Source organism: Janthinobacterium sp. PSRC1-1 (assembly GCF_049897525.1).
GTDB classification, from domain to species: Bacteria; Pseudomonadota; Gammaproteobacteria; order Burkholderiales; family Burkholderiaceae_D; genus Janthinobacterium; species Janthinobacterium tructae.
This window is the reverse complement of record NZ_JAFCWK010000011.1, coordinates 85,526-111,744: the sequence shown is the minus strand read 5'-3', so window position 1 is coordinate 111,744 and position 26,219 is coordinate 85,526. Positions and strand designations below refer to the sequence as shown.

Below are 26,219 nucleotides of genomic sequence, written 5' to 3'. Positions count from 1 at the left end.
CGTAGCGTAATCCGACACCACCCCATACCTCTTGCCAACACCACCATTGTCGGCTTACGCGCAAGCGCCAAGCCGACCTACGCGGTGATGCAAAGCACGCTAAAAAGAGCCGCGTAAGCCATAAAACACTCGCAAAACCCCTGCCTCACGAAAATTCAGGCGAAAAAAAATCCTCGGAGACCGAGGATTTCTTTATTTCGTTTGATCCAGCGTATTAGATTGGCTGAATGTTCGAAGCTTGCTTGCCTTTAGGGCCAGCGGTCACTTCAAAAGAAACGCGTTGGTTCTCTTGCAGGGACTTGAAGCCGTTCGACTGGATAGCCGAGAAGTGAGCGAACAGATCTTCGCCGCCTTCGTCAGGGGTAATAAAGCCGAAGCCCTTCGAATCATTGAACCATTTTACGATGCCAGTTGCCATTACAATTTCCTATTTCAGTTAAGTTGGGCTTGCGCCCGTTATATCGTTTGAAGCAAGAAAGAAATGACAGACAAACTGCACTACTACCTCGAATCCAACGATGCCCAATTATACCAACAAAACTGAGAAAAACCATTCTTTCGCAAAATAAACTTGCGAACACTACTTTAATAGCCAAATCCCCGTCTTGCGGCGCCCTGTACCAGCGGCATGGAGACACTATATCCTAATCTGCGACGCCGGTGCTTTGCGTTGCATCAAATGAATCATTGCAACCACATCTCTAAGGCGCTGTCACTTACACGCTGAAATGGGTGGCGCCCGCATCGCGCGCGGCCCAGTCCAGCAGCGCCTCCACTTGCCCCCGCACGGCGGGCCATTCCTCCACCGCCTGCGCAGGCGTGTTGAGCATGGCGCGCACCTGCTGTTCGATGCGCCGGCATTCCTGGCCCAGCGCAGCGAAACCGAAGGTGGCGGCCGAGCCGGCGACCGCGTGCAGCGCGCGGTGCAACTGCGTCAACGGCTCCAGACGGGGGCCTTCACTGTCGCAGCGGCCGCTGGCCTGCGTGATCGCTTGCATCATGGCCGGTACGCCAGCCGCATATTTTTCGTTCAGGGCGCGCAAACGCGCGCGAAAATCCGGGTCGGTCAAGGTTGCCATCGCAATATTCGCGGATTGGCTTACTTGGTGCCAAAGATGCGGTCGCCGGCGTCGCCCAGGCCCGGCACGATGTAAGCGTGGTCATCGAGGTGCGAATCGAGCGAGGCGCAGTACATCTTGACCTTCGGATGCGCGTTCTGGAACACGGTCACGCCTTCCGGCGCCGCTACCAGCGCCAGGAAGATGATCTGCTCGTCCGTCACGCCCCGCTTCTTCAGCACGTCGACCGCGTACACGGCCGAATTGCCGGTCGCCACCATCGGGTCGCACAGGATGAAGGTGCGCTCGCTCAGATCGGGCAGGCGCACCAGGTATTCCACAGGCATGTGGGTGGTGGGATCGCGGTACACGCCGATGTGGCCCACGCGGGCCGATGGCACCAGGTTCAGCAAGCCATCGCTCATGCCGATGCCGGCGCGCAGGATGGGCACGATGGCCAGTTTCTTGCCTGCAATGACGGGCGCGTCGATGGTCACCAGCGGGGTCTTGATTTCGCGCGTGGTCAGCGGCAGGTCGCGCGTGATTTCATAGCCCATCAGCAAAGTGATTTCCTTGAGCAATTCGCGGAAGGTGCGCGTGGACGTGTCGTGCTCGCGCATGTGGCTCAGTTTGTGCTGGATCAAAGGGTGATCGGTAATGAACAAATTCGGGAAGCGTGGATCTTGTTTCATATTGTTGTTCTTTCTTTGCTCTCTGGCGCGGCGGCAAGCATGGCCGCAGGCGCGCTGTGTGTCGATAAAATGATGGATTGCCGCATTATCCCAGCCCACAGCCCGCCTGTGGCTGGAATTTTCGAAATAATCGGATTTATCGGGGTCAATACTCGCGCAGCGCGCGCGCCAGGATGGCCGCGCAATCGGTGCCCGCCGGCAAGCGGCCATACGCGCCGCCCGGCGCTTGCACCAGCCGCGACTGCAGGAAGGCCTGCGCGATGAAGGGCGGCGCATGGCGCAGCAACAAGGCGGCCTGCACGGCCAGCACGATGCGCTCAGATAATTGCCTGGCGCCAAATTCATCCGTTTGCGGCCCGTCCAGGTCGGCCAGCAGGCGCGTCCGGTACTCTGCAAAGGCAGCGTCGGCATCGCCGGCCAGCGCCAGCTCGGCCGCCAGGGCGTCGCGCGCGGCCGGCGACTTGCCGAAGGCGCGCAAGACGTCGAGGCACATGACGTTGCCCGAACCTTCCCAGATCGAGTTGACGGGCAGCTCGCGGTACAGGCGCGCCAGCGGCGCGTCTTCCACATAGCCGGTGCCGCCCAGCACTTCCATGGCTTCCGCGCCGAAGCCGGGACCGCGCTTGCAAATCCAGTACTTGCCGGCCGGCGTGAGCACGCGCGCCAGCATCGCTTGGCCTGCATCGTCCTTTTCATCGAAACAGCGGGCCAGGCGCAGGGCAAAGGCCGTGGCGGCTTCCGATTCGAGCGCCAGGTCGGCCAGCACGTTTTGCATCAATGGCTGCCCGGCCAGCGGCTTGCCGAACACGGCCCGCTGGCGCGCATGGTGCAGCGCCTGCGTCAGGGCGGCGCGCATGATGCCGGTGCTGCCCAGCACGCAATCGAGGCGCGTATGGCTGGCCATTTCCAGGATGGTGGGAATGCCCCGCCCCGGCTGCCCCACGAGCCAGCCGCAGGCATTGGTAAATTCCACTTCCGATGAGGCATTCGAGCGGTTGCCCAGCTTATCCTTCAGGCGCTGCACGCGGATGGCATTGCGGCTGCCGTCGGGCAGGTAGCGGGGCAAAAAGAAACAGGACAATCCCCCCTCTTCCGCCTGCGCCAGGATCAGATGGGCGTCGCACTGCGGCGCCGAAAAAAACCATTTGTGGCCGACGATGCGCCAGGCGCCGCCAGCCTCGTCGCCGAACAGGGCCCGCGCCTCGGCCGGCGGCACGGGCACGGCGCGCGTGGTGTTGCTGCGCACGTCCGAGCCGCCCTGCTTTTCCGTCATGCCCATGCCGACCAGGGCGCCGCGTTTCTGTTCCACGGGCAGGGAGCGGGGATCGTATTCGCGCGAGAGGATTTTCGGCAGCCAGCGCTGCGCGATGTGCGGCAGATCCAGCGCCTGGCGCAAGGCCGGCACCGAGGCATACGTCATCGTCACGGGACACTGCGTGCCGTTTTCCACCTGCCCCACTAATATATAGGCGGCCGCACGCGCCACCTGGGCACCGGGGCCCGGTGACGCCCAGGGCGCAGCGTGCGCGCCGGCGCCCACGAGGATGGCCATCAGCTCATGCCAGGCCGGATGGAACAGCACCTCGTCGATGCGGCGCCCGGCCCGGTCAAACTGCTGCAGCTCGGGCGTGTGGATATTGGCCAGGCGCGCCAGCGCATACGTCTCGGCGCGGCCCAGTTTCTCGCCCAGCGCGTCGAGCTCCTGCCGCGCCGCGCCGCCGCCCTCGCGCAGCAGCGCTTCGATCAGCGCCGGGTCGCAGGCGAACAGATTGACGTTTTCGAACGGCGTGGCCTGGTTGAAAACTTCATGCGTGTCAAAAGCATTCATGGGGGGTCTCCCGCGATTTGTTATCATGGCGCCCTGGCTGTCGCTGGCGCACCGTCAACACCGTCTGTCAGCCAGACTAGCGTAAAGCGCAGGGCGGGGCAAGCGCGCCAGTGCAAGCAAGCGCAGATAAATGTTCCATGGGGAACGAAAATGCCTGCGCGTGTCGCGCAGCATGATTTTTTTCATGGAAGGCAGGAATATTTACAAAACCTGAAGCAATGTTGCTCTATTTCATGTAATCGAATGCTTTTCAATGATACATTTCGTGTGGATCGCATTCCGATAGCCGCCCTTCCGGCTCTATGGCACGCGTCACGCACGATGCACTCTTTCCGTTGGCGCCCTGCCCTGCAGCGTGCGCCGGCACTGATAATAAAAAGGTAAAAGCCAGCACGATGTTTTCCAGTACCCCATCCGCCGCCCACCGCGAGGCACGCCACGAGTTGGACAACCTCATGGAAGAGGCAGGCGACGTCGTGTTCCGGCTCGATACGGACGGCCTGATCCTGTTCGCCAGCAAGCGCGCGGCCACCCTGTTCGGTGCGCCCTCAGGCCTGTCCGGCCACTTGCTGCTGCCGCTGGCCACCGAAGCATCGCGCGCGGCGCTGCAGGCAGCGCTGGAAGATTCCCTGGAAGAACCGGGCCGCCTGGAAGTGCGCCTGCAAACGCCGGACCAGGAACTCTGGTTCGAGCTGCGCCTGTCTTCTTATATGAATGCAGCGGGCGTGGCCGAATTGCTGGTCGTCGGGCGCGACACCTCGGCCCAGCACAACACGGAGGAGCGCTTGCGCCACATGGCCACGCACGATGCGCTGACCGGGCTGCCGAACCGCCTGCTGCTGTCGGACCGCATCCGCATGGTCATCGCCCAGGCGGCCCGTTCGGGCCAGGGTTTTTCGGTCGCCACCATCGGCCTCGATGGTTTTAAAAAGGTCAACGATGGCCTGGGCCACCCCGTCGGCGACGCCGTGCTGCGCCTGGCCGCCGCGCGCCTGCGCAAGACCCTGCGCGACAGCGACACCCTGGCGCGCGTGGGCGGCGATGAATTCGTCGCCGTGCTGCCGGGCAGCGCCACCGATGCGCAAATCAAGCTGGTGACGGGCCGCCTGCTGGCCACCCTGCAGGCGCCGTTCGAAGTCGATGGCCACACGATTTACGTGGGGGCGTCCGTGGGCGTATCGATCTATCCGCTGCACGCGGAAGATGAAGTGCGCCTGGTGGCGCTGGCCGATGCGGCCATGTCGCGCGCCAAGGAAACGGGCAAGGCCCGCTGTCTGGTCTACAGCCCGCGCCTGAATGGCCCGTCGGAACACGATATCTCACTGGAAGCGGCCATGTTCCACGCCGTGCGCGAAGGCGAGTTTCTGCTGTTTTACCAGCCCATCGTCAATGCGCACACGCGGCAGATCCAGGGCTTCGAAACCCTGATGCGCTGGAAGCACCCGACCCTGGGCCTGGTGCCGCCGGTGCGTTTCATCCCGATTGCCGAAGCCAATGGCCTGATCAATCTGCTGGGCGCCTGGGCGCTGAAGGCGGCCTGCGTGCAACTCAAGCAGTTCCAGGAAGTGGCCAAGCGGCCGCTGTACATCTCGGTCAACATCAGCCCGCGCCAGTTCCGCAACGACAAATTCCTCGACGTGCTCGATGATGCCATCGCCTTTTCGGGACTCTCGGGCGAACACCTGGTGCTGGAAATTACCGAAGGCACCCTGATGATCGACCCCGTGCATGCGGAAACCATCCTCGTCAAGATGACGGAGCGCCGCGCGCGCATCGCCATCGACGATTTCGGCACCGGCTACTCTTCGCTCGCGTATCTGAAGCGCTTCCCCATTTCCGTACTGAAGATCGACCGCACCTTCATCAAGGACTTGCCCGAATCGAGCAAGGACGCGGCCATCTGCAACACCATTCTCGACCTGGCCAAGCATTTGAATTTGTCCGTGGTGGCCGAAGGCGTGGAAACGGAGGAGCAGATGCACTTCATGGAGTCGCGCGGCTGCCAGTATGTGCAAGGCTATTTGACGGGCAAACCGATGCCGGCCCATGCCGCGCTATCGGCCTTGAGCGAAAAAACCTATGCGGCGCTGGTGCCCACGCCGCCTGCCAATGAACAGCGCGGAGGGGTGCAATGAATCCAGGTCATTTCGCGGTACCGACACAGCTCGGCAAAAACACCCTGGACCTGCTGTGGGCGCGCACGCGCCAGCAGGGCGACATGCCCGGCTTCGCGAAAGCCATCAGCGCCATCCTGGGCGCCATGCGCGGCGAGGATGACCACGAATTCGACATCACGCAAACGGTGCTGTCCGACCCTGTCCTCACGCACAAGGTGCTGCGCCTGGCCAACAGCGGCATGTATTCGGCCTTCGGCCAGCGGGTCAACACGGTCTCGAAGGCCGTGCTGGTGCTGGGCATCGACGCCATCGGCCACCTGGCGCTGGGACTGAAGCTGATCGAGGAGCTGTCGCAGGCCTCGCCCGACTCCGTCAGTGCGCACGTCGAAATGGAAAAGGCCGTGCTGGCCGGGATGGTGGCGCAACAAGTGGCCACCAGCGCCGGCAGCCTGCAGGCGGAGCAAGCCGTCGTCTGCTCCATGCTGCACACCCTGGGCCGCATGATGGTGACGTTCTACATGACGGACTTCTGGGCGCGCATGCAGGCGCATGCGGGTCCCGGCAACGAGGCGGCCGCCGCGCGCGAAATCCTCGGCCTGTCGCTGCCGGAAGTGGGCTATGCCACGGCCACCCACTGGGGCTTGCCGCAGCACCTGATCAACGGCATGCGTCCGATGGAGCCGTCGCCCGACAACTCGCCCGTCAGCGGCGCCGACTGGATGGCAGGACTGTCGACCATGGCGGCGCGTTGCGCCGACTCGCTGTGGCATGACGATGCGGCCGGCGCGGCGCAGGTGCATGCGCTGATCGACGACTATGCCGGCACGCTGGGCATCGCTGCCACGGACCTGGTGGTGGCGGTGGACAAGGCGAAAGCCATGGCGGCGGCCGACCTGTCGATCGCGCCCCTGTCGAAACCGGCCGAACGGCGCGCGCGCCAGCTGGCCTCGACGCGCATGCGCGCCGAAGGCAACCGCATCCTGATCGGCGGCCTGGCCGACCTGCGCAGCGCCATCGGCAGCGCCAGCCCGGGCCAGATGGTCTCGATGGCGCTCGAAACGCTGCACCAGGGCTTTGATTTTTCGCGCTCGGTGGCATTCGTGCGCAACCACCGCGATCATTTATACTCGGCGCGCATCAGCATGGGCGAAGGCATGGCCGACCTGCAGGAGCTGATGGTATTTGGCGACGCGTATGAGCCGAACGTCTTCCACGCGGCCCTCAATAGCGACCGCGTGATCTTCATCGACAATGCGCGCGACCCGAAATTTGCCGCCAAGCTGCCGCAATGGTGGAAAGCCACCCTGTCGGAAGCGCGCAGCTTCGTCGTGCTGCCCCTGTCGGCCAACGGCCACCCCACGGGCTTCCTGTACGGCGACTGGGACGACAGCTTCCCGCCGATTCAATTGAACCAGACGGAATTCAACCTGATCAACGATATCCGGGCGTTACTGGTGCAGTCGGTGGAGATGCGCCATCAACTGGAGCTGGTGGCGAACAAGGTGGCTTGATAGAAACGCCAACGATGTTGTCGGATTACGCGGGGCGATGCCCCGCTAATCCGACCTACACATGGCGTGGGTCGTAGGTCGGATTAGGGCCGCAGGCCCGTCATCCGACAACATTCAACTTACTTCAACTTCGGCGTATTCACGCTGACATCGCCGCATTGCGCGCGGTGCATCAGGGCGTGGTCGATCAAGACCAGCGCCAGCATGGCTTCGGCGATCGGCGTGGCACGGATGCCCACGCAGGGGTCGTGGCGGCCGAAGGTTTCCACCATCACGGGATTGCCCTCTTTATCGATCGAGCGACGCGGCGTGCGGATCGACGACGTCGGCTTGATGGCAATCGAAACGCTGATATCCTGTCCCGTCGAGATGCCGCCGAGTACGCCGCCGGCGTTATTGCCAATGAAGCCTTCCGGCGTCAGTTCGTCGCCGTGCTCGGAACCCTTTTGCGCCACCGAATCGAAACCGGCGCCGATTTCCACGCCCTTGACGGCATTGATGCCCATCATGGCGTAGGCGATGTCGGCGTCGAGCTTGTCGTAGATCGGCTGGCCCAGTCCGACCGGCACGTTTTGCGCGATCACGTCGATGCGCGCACCGATGGAATCGCCGTCGCGGCGCAACTGATCCATGGCCGCTTCCATGCGCGCGATCAGGTCCGCGTCGCCGCTGGCGGCAAAGAAGGGGTTCGCATGCACGTGTCCCCAGGACTGGAACGGCACGGCGATGTCGCCCAGCTGGCTCATGCAGCCCTTGAAGGTGGTGCCGTACTGCTGCAGCAGCCACTTCTTGGCGATCGCCGCCGCGCCCACCACGGGCGCCGTCAGGCGCGCCGAGGAACGCCCGCCGCCGCGCGGGTCGCGCACGCCGTATTTATGCCAGTAGGTGTAGTCGGCATGGCCGGGGCGAAAGCTTTCCGCGATATTGCCGTAGTCCTTGCTGCGCTGGTCTTCATTGCGGATCAGCAGCGCGATGGGCGTGCCCGTCGTCACGCCCTGGTACACGCCGGAGAGAATTTCCACCGTATCGGATTCCTGGCGCTGCGTCACGTGGCGCGAGGTGCCCGGCTTGCGGCGGTCCAGCTCGGGCTGGATATCGGCTTCCGACAGGATCAATCCTGGCGGACAGCCATCGATCACGCAGCCGATGGCCGGGCCATGCGATTCGCCGAAAGTGGTAACAGTAAACAGCTTGCCAAAAGAATTGCCGGACATAGTAGGAAGTGTGAGGACTGGAAAACTCAATTCTACCAGCCTGCGGGGCATGCCATGCCGCTAATGCCGCGGCAAGGCCCGATATTCCCGCCCGTCATCACCATTTTTAAATCCCGTGTTTTTTTTCATACAAAAAACACCAGATATGAGTTGCAATCATGCAATACAGGAAATATTGCTCTACGGAATAGGCTTAAAAAAACATTTTGCTTATTAAATAGCTATATACTTGAATGATGGACCATCAGAAAATGTGCGAGCCTCGGCAGCACCGGAGTGCTACATTTTCGATGCGCCCTGAGTGCATCAGAAATGGCCAGGGCTAGGCGCGGCGCCGAAGACAGTACGCAAGTACGGCGAGGCGCTGCAACAACGCCATGGACATTTCTGATGTGCTCACATCTCGTTCCGAGTCATCCTGGAGAAGCTATACATGCCCGCACCGATCATCCCCCTTGACGCCAACAAGGACGATCACGACGACCTGGTATTCCTCGATGAGCAACCAGCGCAGCCGCTGGCCGTCGCACCGCGCAGCGTCTGGCGGGTGATGATCATCGACGACGATGAAGACGTCCACTCCACCACCACTTTCGCCCTGGGCAACCTGGAAATGCAGCACCGCCCGCTGGAATTCGTGCATGCGTATTCGGCCGGCCAGGCGCGCGAACTGCTCAAGCATGAAGACGACATCGCCGTCATCCTGCTCGACGTGGTGATGGAACAGGATGACGCGGGCCTGCACCTGGTGCGCTACATCCGCGAAACCCTCAAAATGAAGGACGTGCGCATCATCCTGCGCACAGGCCAGCCCGGCTATGCGCCGGAAATCGACGCCATCCGCGACTATGACATCAACGACTACAAGACCAAGTCCGAACTGACGCGCATCAAGCTGTTTACCACCGTGACGGCCGCCATCCGCTCGTACGAACAGATACGCTCGATCAGCAACAGCCGGCGCGGCCTGGACCGTATCGTCCACGCCAGCACGCAGCTGATGGCGCTGCACGGCGTGCAGAATTTCTCGGCCGGCGTGCTGGCGCAGATCGCCGACCTGCTGGGCATCGGCGCCGATGGCCTGCTGTGCGTGCAAGAAATGCTGGAAAATGGCGGCAAGGAGCTGCTCGTGTCAGCCTGCACGGGCAGCTTTTCCAGCCTGCCGCACAGCGCCCTGTGCGGCCTGCAAAACCCCCGCGTGATGGCGGCCATCGAGCACACACTGGCGCAGCGGCGCAATGTCTACGCGCACGACTACGCGACCCTGTATTTCTCGGGCAAGGCCGGCCGCGATGCGGCCGCCTACCTGGTCCTGCCGCGGCCCCTCTCGGCCATCGATGAAAGCCTGCTGGAAGTGTTTTGCAGCAACGTCGCCGTGGGCCTGGACAATGTCGAACTGGTATCGCACCTGCACAACGCCGCCTTCTACGACCAGTTGTCGAAGCTGCCGAACCGCACGCGCCTGGTGGAAATCCTCGACGCCACCCTGGCCGGGCCTGCGCGCGACGACGCCACCCTGGCGCTGGTCGACCTCGACCATTTTGCCGAGACCAACGATGCGCTGGGACATCAGTTCGGCGACACCCTGCTGATTGCCGTGGCGGGCCGATTGCAAACCCAGCTCGGTTCCCAGCTGACGGTGGCGCGCCTGGGCGGCGACATCTTTTGCGTGCTGGGCGACTCGTCGCAAGTCAACCCGGCCAAGATCCTGGCCCTGTTCCAGGCGCCGTTCTGCATCGATGGCCAGGATGTGCAGCTGTCGGCCACCCTGGGCCTGGTGCGGCTGGGCGAACATGCGGGCACGGGCGCCGATGCGCTGAAGGATGCCGATATCGCCCTGAAACGGGCAAAAAGCCAGCAGCGCGCCGGGCACTTCTATTTTTCACGCAGCATGGGCATCGAAATCCGCGAAAGAGTCCGCATGATGCATGCGCTGCGCACGGCCTTCAGCCAGGGCCAGCTGTTTGTCGTGTATCAACCGCAGATCGACCTCTCCACGCGCCGCCCCGTGGGCGCCGAAGCGCTGCTGCGCTGGCAGACGCCGGACGGCAAGTTCATCTCGCCCGACCGTTTCATCCCGATTGCCGAGTATTCGGGCATCATCATCGAGCTCGGTGAATGGGTGCTGCGCACGGCTTGCCGCGAACTGGTGCTGCTGCGCGAGCAGGGCCACCGCAACTTCGTCATGTCCGTCAACGTGTCGCAAGTGCAGTTCCGCCACCCGCTGTTCCTGGAGATGCTGCGCGCGGCGCTGGAAGAGACGCAGGCGCCGCCCGAGTTCATCGAACTGGAAATCACGGAATCGATGGCCATGGAAGAGCCGGACCTGCTGATCAAGATGTTGTGGCAGATCAAGCAGACGGGCGTGAGCATCGCCATCGACGACTTCGGCACGGGTTTTTCGTCGCTGTCGTACCTGCAGCGGCTGCAAGTCGACCGCCTGAAAATCGACCGCGCGTTTGTGACGGAAATCACGGGTTCCGCGCGTGGCAGCAGCATCGCCGAAATGGTCATCCAGCTGGGCCGCAACCTGGGCCTGGCCGTGATCGCCGAAGGCGTGGAAGACGAGCGGCAAGCACAAATTTTGCAAGCGCTGGGCTGCCCGATGGCGCAAGGCTTCCTGTTCGCCCGCCCCATGACGGCCACGGCGCTGGGCACCTGGCTGAACAACGAGGCGCTGCAGGGCGCGGCGTAGGCGCCAGCCTGCATTGACCATGCAAAACGCCGGCAGTGCCGGCGTTGTCTTTACTGCATTGCGATCGCTTAATCGGTGGTTTCAGCCGGCCAGTCGCGGATATACGCTTTCAGCATCTGGTTTTCAAAGCTTTGCGCTTCGAGCACGGCGCGTGCCACGTCGTAGAAGGAGATGACGCCCAGCAAGGTCTTGGCATTCATGACGGGCAGGTAGCGCGCATGTTTTTCCAGCATGATGCGGCGCACTTCATTCACTTCCGTATCCGGGGTGACGGTGATCGGATGGTCATCCATGTGCTTGCGCACGGTGCCGCCGCCGATCTGGCCCGCGTTTTCATGCAAGGCGTTCAACACTTCGCGGAAGGTCAGCATGCCGACCAGGTCGCCAAATTCCATGACCACCAGCGAACCGATGTCTTTTTCCGCCATGGTATTGGCCGCGTCAAGCAGGGGCTGGTCAGGCGTGACCGTGTAGAGGATGTTGCCCTTGACTTGGAGAATTTCAGATACTTTCATATTGGCCGTCCTGTCCGCGTGATTGGTATTTTAGTTATTCTAGCCCTTACTGCGACTGTAGCCTATGCCTGCGGAAAAATCCAGCCTTGCGCGCAATCAAATCGAGGGGGATTGCGCGCAACTTTCCATTACGCTCTGCGGCGAAACCAGCCGGCGATAGAAAGACGCTGGCGCGCCGTCGGCAGCACCTCGTGCAGCATCTCGCCCGACAGAAACATGGCCATGCGCCCTGCTTCGGGCGCGATATCCACGCTGGGGCCGCCATCGGGGTGCAAACGCAGCGCGCCGCCGTGTTCGGGCAGCCAGTCGTCGTTCAGGTACAGCACGACGGACACGGTGCGTTTGTCATCGTCGCGGAAACGGTCCAGATGAGCCCGGTAAAAGGCGCCCGGCGCATACAGGGCGAAATGGCTTTCGTACTCTTCCAGCCCCAGGAACAGCTCGCGATTGAGGGTCTGGCGCAACGCTTCCATCTGCTTCAGATAGCTATCGCAGGCGCTTGAGCGGCCCGCTTCCAGCCATGCGATATGGTCGCCGCGGATGTCCGGCTGCAGCAGCGGTGCATGGCCGCTGCCCACGCCGGCGCCCTTCATCTTGCCGCTTAGCATGGATTGCACGCATTCGGCGGCCAGCTGGCGGCTGAGTTCAGGGGAAATGAATTGCTCTTGCAGGAGCCAGGCTGCGCGGCACAGGCCGTCAACGATAGACGGTCCGGGCACGGCAAGGGCGCCGTCGAACGATATTGCGGGCATAAAATCTTTCCTGGTGGACATACATGAGAGTGCGCCTGAAGCCCAGGATGTCGTTCGCTGCAGCTGCTTCCCCGCGGTGCGGCGCACGCGCAATGGTCGAACAACCCGAATATCGCTGATCCGGCATGCTACCACCGCCACGCGGAGCCGGTCACTTTTTTTGACTTCAAGTGACACGCGCGCCCCGCCAGCACGGCATCATGCGCCCTGCACGCGAGCCCTTTTACTCAGCGCTAAATCAGGTTACGATCTTGCCACTATAAAACTTGGCGGAGACACCATGAGCGGCCCGAAATACCCCGGTTTCGATACTTTATCCCTGCATGCGGGCGCGGCACCCGACCCGGCCACGGGCGCGCGCGCCACGCCCATCCATTTCACGTCCTCGTTTGCCTTCAAGAGTTCGGAGCATGCGGCCTCGCTGTTCAACATGGAGCGGGCCGGCCACGTGTACTCGCGCATTTCGAATCCCACCAACGCCGTGCTGGAAGAGCGCATCGCCGCGCTCGAAGGCGGCGTGGCCGGCCTCGCCACGGCCAGCGGCCAGGCCGCCATGCACCTTGGTTTATGTACCATCGCCGGCGCCGGCTCGCACATCGTTGCCTCGCGCGCCCTGTACGGCGGCTCGCACAACCTGCTGGCCTATACATTGAAACGCTTCGGTATCGAGACGACATTCGTCGACCCGCGCGACGTGGATGCCTGGCGCGCCGCCATCCGTCCGAATACGAAAGTGCTGTTCGGCGAAACGCTGGGCAACCCTGGCCTCGACGTGCTCGACATCCCGACGATTGCCGCCCTGGCGCACGAGCACCACTTGCCGCTGATGCTCGACTCGACCTTTACCACGCCGTATTTGCTGCGGCCGTTCGAGCATGGCGCCGATCTGGTGTTCCACTCGGCGACCAAGTTCCTGTGCGGGCACGGCACGGCCATCGGCGGCTTGCTGGTCGATGGCGGCACCTTCGACTGGCAAGCCGCCTACGACAAGACGGGGCGTTTTGCCGAACTGTGCGAACCGTATGACGGCTTTCACGGCATGGTCTTCGCCGAAGAGTCGACGGTGGCGCCGTTCGCCCTGCGCGCGCGGCGCGAAGGCTTGCGCGATTTCGGCGCCGTCATGAGCCCGCACAATGCCTTCGCCATCCTGCAAGGCATCGAAACCCTGGGCCTGCGCATGGACCGCCACGTGGCCAATACGCGCAAGATCATCGACTTTTTGCTGGCCAATCCGGCCGTCGATGGCGTGTCCTACCCCGAGCTGCCATCGCACCCCGATTACGCACTGGCAAAGACCCTGCTGCCGAAAGGCGCGGGCGGCGTCTTCACCTTCCGCCTGCGCGGCGACCGCGCGGCGGGCCAGCGCTTTGTCGACAGCCTGAAGATCTTCTCGCACCTGGCCAACGTGGGCGACGCCAAGTCGCTCGTCATCCACCCCGCCTCCACCACGCATTTCCGCGTGCCCGACGATCAGCTGGCGCAGGCCGGCATCACGCAAGGCACCATGCGCCTGTCGGTGGGACTGGAAGACGCGGACGATTTGATCGAAGACCTGGCCCGCAGCCTGAAACTGTCGCAGAAAGGCACCTGAGATGCTGTTCACCATCGAAAACACCACGGCCTACTGCTACACGGGCGGCAAACCATACAACCCGAGCCAGCCCACGGCCGTCTTCATCCACGGTGCGCAGAACGACCATTCCGTGTGGGCCCTGCAAACGCGCTATTTCGCCCACCACGGCTGGAACGTGCTGGCCGTCGACTTGCCGGGCCATGGCCGCAGCGGCGGCGCGGCGAAAGCCAGCGTCGAGGATCTGGCGCGCTGGATACTGGCCGTGCTGGACGCCGCTGGTGCAGACAAGGCCATGCTGATCGGCCACAGCATGGGTTCATTGATCGCGCTGGAAGCGGCGTACCTGGCACCGGATCGCGTCAGCCACCTGGCCATGCTCGGTTCCACCTACCCGATGAAAGTCTCGCCGGCGCTGCTGGAAACGGCGCTGCACGACGAACAGGCGGCCATCGACATGGTCAATATCTGGTCGCATTCGTCGATCGCGCAAAAGCCGTCGTTTCCCGGCCCGGGTTTTTATGCCATGGGCGGTGCGCGGCGCTTGAAACAGCGCATCGCCGCCCTCAACCCGGCTCACGTGTTTCACACGGATTTTTATGCGTGCAACACCTACGCGAACGGTGAAATCGCCGCCGCTTCGGTACACTGCCCCACTGTATTCATTTTCGGCGCGCGCGACATGATGACGCCGCCCAAATCGACCAAGCTGCTCACGTCTGCCATCGCGCATGGCACCGTGGTACAGGTCGACAGCGGACATGAATTGATGGCCGAGCAACCGGACGCCGTGCTCGACGCGCTGTTTGCGTTCGCACAGGCAGCGTGAGCGCATGTTTTTTTAGGATAGATGGATGATGTGGTTGAATACCCTGTTTGACGAATTGACTGGCCGGGGCAGCGGCACGGAAGCGGAGCGGCACGCACGCTATACATGGCTGGAACAGCTGCGCTTCACTAACCCGCTGGCGGACGAAGGCGGCCCCATGGCCGGCATTCCGTACTACCAATGGTGCCGGCTGCCGCAGGCGCTGGTCGTGGCGGGCCAGCACACGGATCTGCTGGTCGGCACCACCAGCGCCCTGTACCTGGTCTTCGAGGGCCGCCACGCGGCAGCCTTCGCGGCCGAACTGGGCCTGCAATACGACGCCAACAACCGCATCGACCGCCCCGGCGGCCTCGACGAGCTGCTCGACGCCTATGAAGAGCAGGCGGACGGCAGCTGGGCGACCTTGCCGAATGCAGCGCCTGCGCCACCGCTGGCCGGCTGGGACGACGTGTATTTCCGCGTGCGCGACCTGAGCGACGGCAAGGCCATCCAGAGCGTGACCACCATCGCCTACGAGAGCAGCCGCTTCCCTGGCTACACCCTGCTCGGCACGACCATGGTGGGCGCGGGCGCCATCGCCCACGACGACGAGACGGCGGCATATTTGCAGCAAATCTTCGCCGACTGGGCCATCCAGCGCGAATGCGCCGATCCCTGTCCGCCGGCATCCGCACCCTGGACCCATGCGCCGCGCCAGACGCCGCCCGCGCCATTTGATTTTTCCCGCAACCTCGCTTACCTCGACACCCTGCTGGCCGCCTATACCCGCGCACAAAAGCAGGCGCAAGTCGATGGCGGCGATGACGCCTACTGGGCGTGCGCGGCCGCCAGCACGGCGTATCAGGTCTTCTCGCTGCGCTACACGGCAGGCTTGCCCATGCCTGACGTGGAAACGGCGCTGGAAACGGCGATTGCCGCCTGCGAAACGGCGCGCGCGGCCCTGGCCGCGGCCTACGATGACGATGCCTTGCCTGCCTTTGATTTCGAACAATTGACCGATTACGCACGCACCCTGCAGCTGCTGGGCGCCGCCCTGCTGTTCGGCCGCCACGACCTGGCTGCCCGCCTGGCCGCCCTGCAAACGGCCTTCGATGGCGAAGATGGCGTATACGAAGCGCTGCTGGCGGCCATCGATCCCCAGCGTCCCGCCGTCGACGAGTGGTATTTCGCCGAGCCCTACTCGGCCCTGTTCGCGTGCCTGGAGGCGGACGATCGCGCGCAGCAGCTGGAACACCTGCGGCACTACCTGGCCAACTGGCATGGCGCGCTGGTGCGCGAAGACTGGTTCAACGGCCATTTGCGCGCACACGGCCTGGGCGGCTACTACGGCCTGTGGGCCTTCGAGGCGGCCGCCGTGGCCAAACACCTGGGCCTGGAGCGCAGCGCGCTGGCGCACTGGGTCATGCCGCCAGCCCCCTGACTCCCCCGTTCACTTTCAGATACATATCCATGATCAATACCGCAGCCCTGTTCAGCACCGCCTTCCTGCCCGGCCAGGCCGGCTTCGATACCGAGACGATTGCCGGCCTGGCCGAATGGCGACTGGACGTACCTGCGCTGTTCAAGCTGCTCATCGGCGCTGGCGCGCAAGCCGTCGCCTGGCCCATCTACGGCGATGGCGAAGACTGCCCCTGCGTGCTGGCCGCGCCGATGGCGCAGGCGCAGGCCAGCTGGCAAGCCTTGTCCGCGCTGATGGACAAGCCGCGCGACGCGGCCGCCATCGTCGCGCGCGCCGGCATCAGCACCCTGCTGGCCGGAGGCCAGGCGTGGCTGATCCTCGATTGCGTGCAGCTGGTCCCGCACGATATCGGCACGCCGGAATACGCCGCCGCGCTCGACGCCCTGCGCGCCGAGGCGCAAGCCTTGCATTTTGCCCTGCTGCGCGGCGACCGGGAAGCGCTGGCGCCCCTGCCGGCCGCCGGCGCCACATCGCCGGCCACCGGCTACTGGTCGGCCACGGCCGACGCGCAATTGGCCGATGTCGAGGAACTCGGCGCGGACGAACTGCCTTTCCTGCAAGGCCTGGAAGTAGTGGGATGGGAGGAAGATGCGCTGTGCTATGCAGTGAGCGCCGCTGGCGAACCGGAGGTCACCGGCCTGGTCACGCCGTATGGCCGCTGGATCGTGCCGCTGTCGCGGCGCTATGTCGAGCTGGGCGTTGACTACGCGGACGATGGCTGGATCACCTTTGCCACGGCGGACGCCCCCGATGCGCACGGCGTGCTGGACCTCAACGGTACGGTGGTGCTACCGCCCACCCCCGGCGCGCTGTATGTGATCAGCCCCCACTTGCTGCAGCAGATCGATGCAGACGGCGCCAGCCGCTTGCTGCGCCTGCCCGATGGCGCACTGCTCATCGACAGGGTCGACAACCTGTGCGAGCGCGAAGATGGCTATATCGACATCGAACGCCAGACAGACAATGACGACGAACGCAATGTCTGCGGCGTGCTCGACAAGACAGGCAAGGTCGTGGTGCCGCCGGTCTACAGTTCCGTGCAGGATTTCGGCACGAAGAAAAAAATCGCCATCGTCAGCCAGCGCATCGATGGCCGCTTCCTGTTTGGCCTGATCAATAGCAAGGGCGAGCCGCTGGCGCCCTGCCAGTACGAAGCCATCGATAGCGCCACCACCTCGTCGCCGCCCAAAGTGCGCAAGAACCTGATCTTCGCCATCGATGCGCAGGGACTGGCCTGCATGCTGACCCTGGATGGAAAACAGGCGTTTACGCCCCTGTATCCACCCGCCCACCATTTGCGCGGCGTGGCCGTGCAAAGCGACTTTTTATATGTCGTCAAGGAGGGCATGGCCTGGAGCATGGATTTTACGGGCCAGTTGCTGGAACAGTTCGACACCGTGGACAACTTCAAGGCGGCCATCACGGCCCAGTTGAGCGAATCCCTCGGCTTGACGAAGAAGAAACCGGCGCCCCGCCGCAGCTTTACGCCAGCGCAGATCCTGGCGCAAGCCGACCGCGAACAGCTGCAGGCCATGGCCGCCCTGCTCTTGCAAGGCGATGCGGCACTGGCCGCGCGCTGCGTGGACATCACGCTCGAAGAGCTGGCGCAGGACGACCCGGAAGAGGAATATGAAGGCGATACGCCCGAGGCGGCGTGCTTCTTCCTGCTCTGGTCCACCGCCGCCGATGCGCTGGGCCACGGCACCACGCTGGACTGGAAAGCCGTCGATGAAGTGCCGCGCATCGCCCGGCATATCGGCCTGTCCGCGCTGCGCGATTTTTCGTGGGCGCAGCGCGAAGATGGCGACGCCATGGCCGAAGGTCTGGCCGCCATCGCCGCCCACCTGGCGCCGCATCAGCTACGCCTGGTCAATCTGCACGGTGGCGAGGATACGTATTATCTGGGCGTGGTGCGCGCGTCCGATGCGGCCGCGTTCAGCAAGGTGGCGCTGCAGGCGGCGTTAAGGCCCGTAGTGCACTAAGAGTAAGGGCCGCTCAGTTGCATTTGACGGCCCCGAAATGCTGTGCCAAAGTCAGGCCCAGTCCCTGCTCCACGGCGTTTTCCACCTGCGCCGCCAGCGCTGCCGCATCGATGGCCGCCTGGATATCGCGCTCGTTGGTGGAACCGGCCGGATAGCCGGAGTTCACGCGCATGCCGCCGAAGACGAACAAGCGGTAGACGTCGGCCAGGCTGATGCGGTTGACATTGCCCAGCAAGACCCAGTGGTCGGAACTGTCGGCCACGCGCTTGCCCCACTGTACGCGCACGGCGCCCTCCACGTTGACGCGTCCCACCCAGCCCTGCTGCACCATTTTGTCGAGCAGGGTTTCCATCTCTTCGAAGCCCAGGCGCGTGCTGCGGCGGATCTCGGCCGCGCCCACCAGGGCCGAATCGGCGCAGTGACAGGCCTGGTGCAGCACCTTCAGGATGGCGACGGCGTCGACGAATTCGCTGCCCGGCGCCGCCTCGTACCACCAGCGCTCGTATTTCACGACCGGCAAGGCGGCCACCAGCAAGGCGCCCACCAGGGTGATCATCCAGCTCAGGTATATCCACACGAGGAACAGCGGCAAGGCGGCCAGCGCGCCATAGATGCGCGAGTACGTGGGGAATTCCTGGATGAATTCACCGAAGCCGCGCTTGGCCACCTCGAACGCCAGCGCCGCCAGCAAGCCGCCCCAGGCCGCGTCGCGCCAGTCCACGTCGCGGTTCGGCACGGCGATGTAGAGCAGGGTGAACGCCAGCATGGTCAGGCCGATCGACACCAGCGTATAAAACACGGCGCCAAGGAAAGGCACGGCGCCCACCACGCCGCTGGTGGCCATGAAGAGGCGCGAGGTCACCGTCAGCGAGACACCCACCAGCAGCGGCCCCAGGGTGACGATGGCCCAGTAGACGAGCAAACGCTTGGTCCAGCGGCGCTCCTGGCGCACGCGCCAGATGCGGTTGAAGACGCGTTCGATCAAGCCCATCATGCCCACCGAGGTGACGATCAGGGCGCCCGCGCCGATGGCCGACAGGCGCGTGGCTTTCGAGGCAAACGTGGTCAAATAATCGAGGATGGTGTTCGAAATGCCCTTGGGCATCACGCTTTGCACGAAATAGTCTTCCAGCGCGTGGCGGAAGGTATTAAACAGGGGGAAAGTGGTGAAGATCGCCAGGGCCAGCGTGAACAGCGGCACCAGCGCGAACACGGTGGCGAAGGTCAGGCTGCCGGCCACCTGCGGCAGGCTTTCCTCGCGCACGCGGCGGCGCGCGAACTGCAGCAGGTCGCGCGTTTCGGACCACGTCAGGCCGCGCACGACGGTCAGCCCCATGCTCAGGGCGCGCCACAGGTAGTGAAAGATGGGGAGTATATATTTTGAAAACATGTGCAAAATCAGAACGGCGCCATGACAGCAGTCGTATCAGGCTGTAAAGCGCCCTATAATACCAATGATGAAGCCAACCAATCTGATTATTCTCGTATTGTTTTATTCACGCCATGGCGCCACGCGCCAGCTGGCCGAGCTGATAGCCCAGGGAGTGGAAAGCGTGCCTGGCTGCGACGCGCGCCTGCGCACCGTGCCCGCCGTCTCCACGGTGACGGAAGCGACGGCGCCGGAAGTGCCGCCTGATGGCGCTCCTTATGTGGAACTGGAAGACTTGCAGGAATGCGCGGGCCTGGCCCTGGGGTCGCCCACGCGCTTCGGCAACATGGCCGCCGCCATGAAGTACTTCTGGGATGGCACGGCCAGCGACTGGCTGGCTGGCAGCCTGTCCGGCAAGCCCGCCTGCGTGTTCACGTCCACGGGCAGCCTGCACGGCGGCCAGGAATCGACCCTGCTGTCGATGATGATTCCCCTTTTCCACCACGGCATGCTGGTCATGGGCCTGCCCTACACGCATCCCGAACTGATGACGACTTCCACGGGCGGCTCGCCGTATGGCGCCACGCACTGGTCAGGCATCGCTGGCGACAAGGCGCTGAGCGACGATGAAAAACGCCTGGCCGTCGCCCTGGGCCGGCGCCTGGCGGAAAACGCCGCAAAACTGGCAGGCGCATGATGCACGGCACACTGCACAAGTATTTTCACTGGGGCGCCATCGCCAGCCTCGTCACCCTGATCGTCTGGTGCCTGCTGTGGGAAACCGTCGTCGCGCCGCTGCAGCCGGGCGGCTCCTGGGTCGTGCTGAAAGCCGCGCCCCTGTTCATTCCCCTGTACGGCGTCATCAAGCGCGACGTCTACACCCTGCAATGGTCATCGATGGTGATCCTGCTGTATTTTACAGAGGGCGTGGTGCGCGGCTACAGCGACACGAATCCCGTCTCCGCCATGATGGCCTGGGGCGAGGCGGCCATCGTCTGCATCTACTTCTTCTGCGCCGTGCTGTATCTGCGCCCGTATAAAAAGGCTGCCAAGCGCATGGCCAGGGAACTGCTGGAAAAAGTGAATAAAGTGAGCATCAAAAAATGATCGAACAGACTATGAGTAACCAGGCCGACTTCCTCGCCGCCTGCCGCGACCTGCTGGGCGACGCCTATGTCCTCACCCTGGACGCCGACATGGCGCCCTTCCTCACCGACTGGCGCGACCGGTTTACCGGCAAGGCCCTGGCCGTGCTGCGCCCCGCCACGGTGGAACAAGTGGCAGGCGTGCTGCGCGCCTGCGCGCAATGGCAAGTCCCCGTCGTGCCGCAAGGCGGCAATACGGGCCTGGTGCTGGGCAGCATCCCGGACGCTGCCGGCACGGCCATCGTGCTGTCGCTGGCGCGCCTGAACAGCATCCGCGCGCTCGACCCCGTCAACCGCACCATCACGGTCGATGCGGGCTGCATTTTGCAAACCATCCAGGAAGCGGCCGCCGCCGCCGGCTGCCTGTTCCCCCTGTCGCTGGCGGCCGAGGGCAGTTGCACCATCGGGGGGAATTTGGCCACGAACGCGGGCGGCACGGCCGTGCTGCGCTACGGCAATACGCGCGAACTGTGCCTGGGCCTGGAAGTGGTCACGCCGCAGGGCGAGATCTGGAGCGGCTTGCGCGGCCTGCGCAAGGACAATACCGGCTACGACTTGCGCGACCTGTACATCGGCGCCGAGGGTACCTTGGGCGTGATCACGGGTGCGGTGATGAAACTGTACCCGCAGCCGAAAGCCTGCATCACGGCGCTGGCCGCCATGCCCTCACCCGCCCACGCCCTGCGTTTGTTAAGCCTGATGCAAGACCATTGCGGCGCCAGCCTGACGGGTTTTGAACTGATGTCGCAATATTGTCTGCAACTGGTGGCGGAACAGTTCCCCCAGTTGCCACGGCCATTTGCCGAAGTCCATGGCCAGTACGTGCTGCTCGAATTATCCAGCAGCCAGTCCGAGGCGCACGCCGTCGAATTGCTCGAAGCGAGCATCGGCGCGGCGCTGGAAGACGAGTTGATTGAAGACGCCGTCGTCGCCAGTTCCGTGGCGCAGTCCGAAGGCCTGTGGCAGTTGCGCGAGCACATTCCACTGGCACAGGCGCAGGCGGGCAAGAACATCAAGCACGATATCTCGCTGCCGATTTCCCGCATCGCCGATTTCATCGCCGTCACGGACGTGGCATTGGCAACGGCCTTCCCCGGCTGCCAGCTGGTGTGCTTCGGTCACCTGGGCGACGGCAACCTGCATTACAACGTGGCGCCGCCAGCCGGCATGACGGATCGCGACTTCCTGGCCAACCAGGATGCCATCAACCGCATCGTGCACGACCAGGTGCACGCTTTTGGTGGTTCCATCTCGGCCGAACACGGCATCGGCGCCCTCAAAAAGGACGACCTGGCACACTACAAGTCGCCGCTGGAACTGCAGCTGATGCGCGCCGTGAAGCAGGCGCTGGACCCGCAGAACATCATGAATCCGGGGAAGATCCTGTGAGAATACCATTCTTCCTGTTCGCCATCTGCGCGGGCCTGGCCGGCCATGCTGGCGCGCAAGACGTCTACAAATGCGTGCAGGATGGCCAGACCAGCTACAGCGCTGCGCCCTGCACGGGCGGCCAGTTGCAGATTCTGGAAATCCCCTCGCCCCCGCCTGCCGTCGACAAGGGCGCGGCGACGCGCCAGCAACGGGTGGCCAGCCAGCTGGAGGCGGCGCGCAAGAAGCAGGAAAATCTGGCAGACCAGGCACGCGAACGGGCCGCCAAACAGAAGGAAACGCATGACAAGCATTGCGCCAAGCTGCGCCTGGAGCAGAAATGGGCGGCGCAGGACGCCGTCGGCGCCGGCGACAAGAACCGCGACGCGGCGCAACTGAAAGCGCGGCGCGCCGGCGAACGCCTGGCCGTCGAATGTCTGAATTGAGTGCGCCGCTGGCCAGCCCGGCGACGACGCGCCTGCTGTCGCGCTGGCTGCTGCTGGGCGAATGGCGCGCGCATCCCGTGCGCGCCCTCGTCGCCATACTCGCCATCGCCATCGGCGTATCCTTGGGCTTTGCCATCCACCTGATCAACGCGGCCGCCTTCAACGAATTTTCCACGGCCGTCAAAAGCCTGTCCGGCCAGGCCGACGTGCAGGTAGCCGGGCGCGAAGCGCTGTTCGACGAAAGCATCTATCCATGGCTGGCGCAGCGCGACGGCGTGGCCGTGGCGTCGCCCGTGCTGGAACTGCAAGCCGGCGTGGCAGGTAAGAAAGACGGCGGCCCGCTGCACATCCTGGCGCTCGACGTGTTCCGCGCCGGCTTCGTCTCGCCCGATTTGATCGGCGCGCCGGCCGAGGGCCAGCCTTTCGACACCCTGGCCGACGACGCCATCTTTTTATCGCCGGCCGCCTTGCGCTGGCTAGCTGTGGCCGAAGGCGGACAGGTCGCCCTGCAATCGGGCACGGGCACGGTGCCGTTGCGCGTGGCCGGGTCGCTGCAGCGCGCGCGCGCCGGCCAGCGCATCGCCGTGATGGATATCGGCGCGGCGCAGTGGCGCTTCAACAAGCTGGGCAAGCTGTCGCGCATCGATCTGAAACTGCGCCAGGGCGTCAACCGCGACGCCTTCCAGGCCGATCTCGCGCGCGCGCTGGAAGCGCGCTACCCGGGGCGTTTCCAGGTGGGCCAGCCGAATGACGAGAACCAGAATAGCCGCAACAATAACCTCAGCCGCGCCTACCGGGTCAACCTGACGGTGCTGGCCCTCGTCGCCCTGTTTACGGGCGCCTTTTTGGTGTTTTCCACGCAGGCGCTGTCCGTTATCCGCCGCCGCGGCCAGTTCGCGCTGCTGCGCGTGCTGGGCATGGAGCGGGGACAATTGCTGCGCCAGGTGCTGCTCGAAGGCGCCAGCCTGGGCGTGGTCGGCGCTGGCCTGGGCATCGCCGGCGGTTATGCCATGGCGGCCGTGGCCCTGCGCTTCTTCGGCGGCGACCTGGGCGCCGGCTATTTCGCGGGCGTGCAGCCGCAGGTGCAATTCACGCCCGTCGCCGCCTGCGTGTATTTTGCCCTTGGCCTCGGTGTCGCCTTGCTGGGCTGCGCGGCGCCCGCGCTGGAAGCGGCACGCGCCGCCCCCGCCATCGCGTTGAAATCGGGCAGCGAAGAAGTCGTGACGACGCGCCTGGCGAAAACCTGGCCCGCGCTGGCTTGTTTGCTGCTGGCCGGCGCCCTGACGTTCTTGCCACCCGTGTTCGAACTGCCCCTGTTCGGCTATCTGTCCATCGCCCTGCTGCTGATCGGCGCCATCGCCCTGATGCCGCAACTGGCGGCCGTCGTCTTCCGCGTCCTGCAGCGCGCCTGGCTGCGCACGGACGCGAGCAGCCACGCCCCCGTGCGCAGCCTGACCCTGTCCCGCCTGGCGAACGCCTCGGGCCAGGCCGGCATCGCGCTCGGCGGCGTACTGTCGAGTTTCAGCCTGATGGTGGCGATGGCCATCATGGTGTCGAGTTTCCGCGTCTCCGTCGACGACTGGCTGTTGCAGATCTTGCCGGCCGACGTGTATACGCGCACCACCGCCAGCGGCGGCACGGCGGGCCTGAACCCGCGCGAACAAGCCGCCATCAGCGCCCTGCCCGGCGTGGCCAGGGTGGATTTCCAGCGCCTGCGCTCGTTGTCGCTGGCGCCAGACCGCCCCAACGTGATGCTGCTGGCGCGCCCCGTCAACCTGGCCGATCCGGGAAAAAGCATGGTGCTGGTGGGTGACACCGTGCCCGTGCCAGATGGCGCGAAACCCGTGTGGCTATCCGAAGCGGCGGCCGACCTGTACAACGTCAAACCTGGCCAGCAGATCGCCCTGCCGCTGGCGGGCGGCCTGCACAAGTTCTTTGTCGCCGGCATCTGGCGCGACTATGCGCGTTCGTCCGGCGCCATCCAGATGCCACTGGACGACTACCGCGCGCTGACCGGCGACCATGACGTGAGCGATGCGGCCCTGTGGCTGGCCAAGGACGCCACGGGCGAGCAGCTGCAGCAGCGCCTGAAAACGCTGCCCTTCGGCGCCAGCCTGGAAGTATCGAATCCGTCGGCCATCCGTGCCCTGAGCCTGCAGATCTTCGACCGCAGCTTCGCCGTCACGTATTTATTGGAAGCGATCGCCATCGTCATCGGCCTGTTCGGCGTGGCCGCCACGTTTTCCGCGCAAACCCTGGCGCGCGCGCGCGAATTTGGCATGCTGCGCCACGTGGGCGTGACGCGCGGGCAGATTTTGTCCATCCTCGCGCTGGAAGGCGGCGCGCTGACGGCGCTGGGCATCGCCACCGGTTTTGTTCTGGGCCTGTTGATCAGCTTTGTGCTGGTCTTCATCGTCAATCCGCAATCGTTCCACTGGACCATGCAACTGCACCTGCCGTGGTCCTTGATCGCCAGCGTGGCCGCCGCCCTGCTGACGGCGGCCGCCCTGACTGCCCTCATCGCGGGCCGGCAAGCGCTGTCCGCTGGCCCCATCCGCGCCGTCAGGGAGGACTGGTAATGCGCCGTTTGACTCTTTTGCTGTTGTTCTGCAGCACCGCCGCCATCGCCGCGCCGCCTGCCTTCGCCCCCGTCACGCCGCTGCCGGCCGGCCAAAGCCTGCGCCTGCCGCACGATTTCGGTGCCCATCCCGCGTACAAGACGGAATGGTGGTACGCCACGGGCTGGGTCAAGACCGCCGGCGGCGAGCAGCTGGGTTACCAGGTGACCTTCTTTCGCAGCGCCACGGCCACCGATACGGGCAACCCCAGCGCCTTCGCGCCGAAGCAGCTGATCATCGGCCATGCGGCCCTGTCCGACCCGAAGGTCGGCAAGCTGCTGCACGACGAAAAAAGCGCGCGCGAGGGGTTCGGCCTGGCCTACGCCAAGGTGGGCGACACGGATGTGAAACTCGACGACTGGCGCATGCGGCGGCAAGCGGACGGCAGCTACCAGGTCAGCCTGGCCGCGCGCGACTTTACACTGCAGCTGACCCTGGCCCCCACGCAGCCCGTGCTGCTGCAGGGTGACGGCGGCTACTCGCGCAAGGGCGCGCGGCCCGCGCAAAGCAGTTACTATTACAGCGAGCCGCAGCTGCGCACGACGGGTACCATCGCGCGCGCGGGCGGCAAGCCGGAAGCGGTGACGGGCACCACCTGGCTCGATCACGAGTGGTCGAGCCAGGTGCTCGATGCGGATGCCAGCGGCTGGAACTGGATAGGCGCCAACCTCGATGACGGCGGCGCCCTGATGGCCTTCCAGATCCGCAGCAAGACAGGTGCTAAACTATGGGCGCACGCGACATGGCGCGATGCGTCCGGCAAGATGACGCAGTTCGCTCCCGGCGACGTCGATTTCACGCCCACGCAGCTGTGGCGCTCGCCCCGCACGCAGGCCCAATACCCGGTCGCCACCGAGATCCGCACTGGCCCCACGCGCTGGCACATCAAGCCATTGCAACCCGACCAGGAACTCGATTCGCGCCGCTCGACGGGCGCCGTGTACTGGGAAGGCGCCGTGACGGTGGAGCGCGACGGCCAGCCGGTGGGCCGCGCCTACCTGGAAATGACGGGCTATGTGCAGCCGATGAAGTTGTAAATAGTACAAAATAC

21 protein-coding genes are annotated in these 26,219 nt (G+C 64.3%); 13 read left to right on the top strand and 8 right to left on the bottom strand.

From position 1 onward, the window contains the following. Positions 1–214 precede the first annotated feature (214 nt). The 4 genes from ACP7DW_RS21775 to ACP7DW_RS21760 form a co-directional block, all read right to left on the bottom strand. Entirely contained in the window at positions 215–418 is a 204-nt protein-coding gene (locus ACP7DW_RS21775; RefSeq protein ID WP_010398811.1) for a cold-shock protein, read from the bottom strand. 298 nt (positions 419–716) lie between these two features. Beyond that, positions 717–1,079, bottom strand: a complete 363-nt coding sequence (locus tag ACP7DW_RS21770; protein ID WP_426056609.1) for an Hpt domain-containing protein — start codon at positions 1,077–1,079, stop codon at positions 717–719. A gap of 20 nt (positions 1,080–1,099) precedes the next feature. Next, entirely contained in the window at positions 1,100–1,750 is a 651-nt protein-coding gene (upp, locus tag ACP7DW_RS21765; RefSeq protein ID WP_096235746.1) for a uracil phosphoribosyltransferase, read from the bottom strand. A 145-nt stretch (positions 1,751–1,895) separates the two neighbouring features. After that, on the bottom strand, positions 1,896–3,578 hold the full coding sequence (locus ACP7DW_RS21760; RefSeq protein WP_426056610.1) for an isovaleryl-CoA dehydrogenase: 1,683 nt from the start codon (positions 3,576–3,578) through the stop codon (positions 1,896–1,898). A 395-nt stretch (positions 3,579–3,973) separates the two neighbouring features. Here ACP7DW_RS21760 and ACP7DW_RS21755 point away from each other — a divergent pair, with 395 nt between their 5' ends. Together ACP7DW_RS21755 and ACP7DW_RS21750 are read left to right on the top strand one after the other, a co-directional pair. Then, on the top strand, positions 3,974–5,713 hold the full coding sequence (locus tag ACP7DW_RS21755; protein ID WP_426056611.1) for a putative bifunctional diguanylate cyclase/phosphodiesterase: 1,740 nt from the start codon (positions 3,974–3,976) through the stop codon (positions 5,711–5,713). Further along, positions 5,710–7,206, top strand: coding sequence for an HDOD domain-containing protein (locus tag ACP7DW_RS21750; protein ID WP_426056612.1), 1,497 nt, complete (start codon positions 5,710–5,712; stop codon positions 7,204–7,206). The genes ACP7DW_RS21755 and ACP7DW_RS21750 overlap by 4 nt, the downstream gene beginning before the upstream one ends. A 119-nt stretch (positions 7,207–7,325) precedes the next feature. Here the strand turns inward: ACP7DW_RS21750 and aroC are convergent, their stop codons facing one another. Continuing rightward, on the bottom strand, positions 7,326–8,420 hold the full coding sequence (gene aroC, locus ACP7DW_RS21745; RefSeq protein ID WP_426056614.1) for a chorismate synthase: 1,095 nt from the start codon (positions 8,418–8,420) through the stop codon (positions 7,326–7,328). 433 nt (positions 8,421–8,853) lie between these two features. On the opposite strand from aroC, the gene ACP7DW_RS21740 reads away from it, so the two are divergent. Continuing rightward, positions 8,854–11,115: a putative bifunctional diguanylate cyclase/phosphodiesterase gene (locus tag ACP7DW_RS21740; protein ID WP_426056615.1), complete on the top strand. Its 2,262-nt coding sequence runs from the start codon at positions 8,854–8,856 to the stop codon at positions 11,113–11,115. A gap of 68 nt (positions 11,116–11,183) precedes the next feature. Here ACP7DW_RS21740 and ACP7DW_RS21735 read toward each other — a convergent pair whose 3' ends face one another. After that, positions 11,184–11,630: a CBS domain-containing protein gene (locus ACP7DW_RS21735; protein ID WP_010398828.1), complete on the bottom strand. Its 447-nt coding sequence runs from the start codon at positions 11,628–11,630 to the stop codon at positions 11,184–11,186. A 128-nt stretch (positions 11,631–11,758) separates the two neighbouring features. Then, the gene (locus ACP7DW_RS21730; protein ID WP_426056617.1) at positions 11,759–12,382 is read right to left on the bottom strand and encodes a 2OG-Fe(II) oxygenase; all 624 of its coding nucleotides are present in this window, start codon (positions 12,380–12,382) and stop codon (positions 11,759–11,761) included. Between the two features lie 280 nt (positions 12,383–12,662). On the opposite strand from ACP7DW_RS21730, the gene ACP7DW_RS21725 reads away from it, so the two are divergent. Genes ACP7DW_RS21725 through ACP7DW_RS21710 form a run of 4 tightly spaced genes read left to right on the top strand, consistent with a single transcriptional unit; the run spans position 12,663 to position 18,222 of the window. After that, positions 12,663–13,973 (top strand): O-acetylhomoserine aminocarboxypropyltransferase, encoded by a 1,311-nt coding sequence (locus tag ACP7DW_RS21725; protein ID WP_426056618.1) that lies wholly within the window; start codon positions 12,663–12,665, stop codon positions 13,971–13,973. Position 13,974: 1 nt separating this feature from the next. Next, positions 13,975–14,781 (top strand): alpha/beta fold hydrolase, encoded by an 807-nt coding sequence (locus tag ACP7DW_RS21720; RefSeq protein ID WP_426056619.1) that lies wholly within the window; start codon positions 13,975–13,977, stop codon positions 14,779–14,781. A gap of 25 nt (positions 14,782–14,806) precedes the next feature. Beyond that, on the top strand, positions 14,807–16,201 hold the full coding sequence (locus ACP7DW_RS21715) for a PoNe immunity protein domain-containing protein (RefSeq protein ID WP_426056620.1): 1,395 nt from the start codon (positions 14,807–14,809) through the stop codon (positions 16,199–16,201). 29 nt (positions 16,202–16,230) lie between these two features. Further along, on the top strand, positions 16,231–18,222 hold the full coding sequence (locus ACP7DW_RS21710) for a DUF6630 family protein (protein ID WP_426056622.1): 1,992 nt from the start codon (positions 16,231–16,233) through the stop codon (positions 18,220–18,222). Between the two features lie 13 nt (positions 18,223–18,235). Here the strand turns inward: ACP7DW_RS21710 and ACP7DW_RS21705 are convergent, their stop codons facing one another. Further along, entirely contained in the window at positions 18,236–19,612 is a 1,377-nt protein-coding gene (locus tag ACP7DW_RS21705) for a YihY family inner membrane protein (protein ID WP_426056623.1), read from the bottom strand. Positions 19,613–19,679: 67 nt separating this feature from the next. On the opposite strand from ACP7DW_RS21705, the gene wrbA reads away from it, so the two are divergent. Genes wrbA through ACP7DW_RS21675 form a run of 6 tightly spaced genes read left to right on the top strand, consistent with a single transcriptional unit; the run spans position 19,680 to position 26,205 of the window. Then, positions 19,680–20,288, top strand: coding sequence for an NAD(P)H:quinone oxidoreductase (gene wrbA, locus ACP7DW_RS21700; protein WP_426056625.1), 609 nt, complete (start codon positions 19,680–19,682; stop codon positions 20,286–20,288). Continuing rightward, positions 20,285–20,698: a DUF2069 domain-containing protein gene (locus ACP7DW_RS21695; protein ID WP_423245191.1), complete on the top strand. Its 414-nt coding sequence runs from the start codon at positions 20,285–20,287 to the stop codon at positions 20,696–20,698. The genes wrbA and ACP7DW_RS21695 overlap by 4 nt, the downstream gene beginning before the upstream one ends. Further along, on the top strand, positions 20,695–22,125 hold the full coding sequence (locus ACP7DW_RS21690) for an FAD-binding oxidoreductase (RefSeq protein ID WP_426056627.1): 1,431 nt from the start codon (positions 20,695–20,697) through the stop codon (positions 22,123–22,125). The genes ACP7DW_RS21695 and ACP7DW_RS21690 overlap by 4 nt, the downstream gene beginning before the upstream one ends. Further along, a complete protein-coding gene (locus ACP7DW_RS21685; RefSeq protein WP_426056629.1) occupies positions 22,122–22,550 on the top strand; it encodes a DUF4124 domain-containing protein in 429 nt (142 codons plus the stop codon). The genes ACP7DW_RS21690 and ACP7DW_RS21685 overlap by 4 nt, the downstream gene beginning before the upstream one ends. Further along, a complete protein-coding gene (locus ACP7DW_RS21680; RefSeq protein ID WP_426056631.1) occupies positions 22,538–25,129 on the top strand; it encodes an FtsX-like permease family protein in 2,592 nt (863 codons plus the stop codon). Before ACP7DW_RS21685 ends, ACP7DW_RS21680 begins: the two co-directional genes overlap by 13 nt. Next, a complete protein-coding gene (locus ACP7DW_RS21675; protein WP_426056633.1) occupies positions 25,129–26,205 on the top strand; it encodes a lipocalin-like domain-containing protein in 1,077 nt (358 codons plus the stop codon). The genes ACP7DW_RS21680 and ACP7DW_RS21675 overlap by 1 nt, the downstream gene beginning before the upstream one ends. The last annotated feature ends 14 nt before the right edge of the window (positions 26,206–26,219 follow it).

Bases quoted from the DNA above. Each gene is read 5' to 3' on its own strand.
- ACP7DW_RS21775 (WP_010398811.1), bottom strand. From the start codon at position 418: ATGGCAACTGGCATCGTAAAATGGTTCAATGATTCGAAGGGCTTCGGC.
- ACP7DW_RS21770 (WP_426056609.1), bottom strand. From the start codon at position 1,079: ATGGCAACCTTGACCGACCCGGATTTTCGCGCGCGTTTGCGCGCCCTG.
- upp (WP_096235746.1), bottom strand. From the start codon at position 1,750: ATGAAACAAGATCCACGCTTCCCGAATTTGTTCATTACCGATCACCCT.
- ACP7DW_RS21760 (WP_426056610.1), bottom strand. From the start codon at position 3,578: ATGAATGCTTTTGACACGCATGAAGTTTTCAACCAGGCCACGCCGTTC.
- ACP7DW_RS21755 (WP_426056611.1), top strand. From the start codon at position 3,974: ATGTTTTCCAGTACCCCATCCGCCGCCCACCGCGAGGCACGCCACGAG.
- ACP7DW_RS21750 (WP_426056612.1), top strand. From the start codon at position 5,710: ATGAATCCAGGTCATTTCGCGGTACCGACACAGCTCGGCAAAAACACC.
- aroC (WP_426056614.1), bottom strand. From the start codon at position 8,420: ATGTCCGGCAATTCTTTTGGCAAGCTGTTTACTGTTACCACTTTCGGC.
- ACP7DW_RS21740 (WP_426056615.1), top strand. From the start codon at position 8,854: ATGCCCGCACCGATCATCCCCCTTGACGCCAACAAGGACGATCACGAC.
- ACP7DW_RS21735 (WP_010398828.1), bottom strand. From the start codon at position 11,630: ATGAAAGTATCTGAAATTCTCCAAGTCAAGGGCAACATCCTCTACACG.
- ACP7DW_RS21730 (WP_426056617.1), bottom strand. From the start codon at position 12,382: ATGCCCGCAATATCGTTCGACGGCGCCCTTGCCGTGCCCGGACCGTCT.
- ACP7DW_RS21725 (WP_426056618.1), top strand. From the start codon at position 12,663: ATGAGCGGCCCGAAATACCCCGGTTTCGATACTTTATCCCTGCATGCG.
- ACP7DW_RS21720 (WP_426056619.1), top strand. From the start codon at position 13,975: ATGCTGTTCACCATCGAAAACACCACGGCCTACTGCTACACGGGCGGC.
- ACP7DW_RS21715 (WP_426056620.1), top strand. From the start codon at position 14,807: ATGATGTGGTTGAATACCCTGTTTGACGAATTGACTGGCCGGGGCAGC.
- ACP7DW_RS21710 (WP_426056622.1), top strand. From the start codon at position 16,231: ATGATCAATACCGCAGCCCTGTTCAGCACCGCCTTCCTGCCCGGCCAG.
- ACP7DW_RS21705 (WP_426056623.1), bottom strand. From the start codon at position 19,612: ATGTTTTCAAAATATATACTCCCCATCTTTCACTACCTGTGGCGCGCC.
- wrbA (WP_426056625.1), top strand. From the start codon at position 19,680: ATGAAGCCAACCAATCTGATTATTCTCGTATTGTTTTATTCACGCCAT.
- ACP7DW_RS21695 (WP_423245191.1), top strand. From the start codon at position 20,285: ATGATGCACGGCACACTGCACAAGTATTTTCACTGGGGCGCCATCGCC.
- ACP7DW_RS21690 (WP_426056627.1), top strand. From the start codon at position 20,695: ATGATCGAACAGACTATGAGTAACCAGGCCGACTTCCTCGCCGCCTGC.
- ACP7DW_RS21680 (WP_426056631.1), top strand. From the start codon at position 22,538: ATGTCTGAATTGAGTGCGCCGCTGGCCAGCCCGGCGACGACGCGCCTG.
- ACP7DW_RS21675 (WP_426056633.1), top strand. From the start codon at position 25,129: ATGCGCCGTTTGACTCTTTTGCTGTTGTTCTGCAGCACCGCCGCCATC.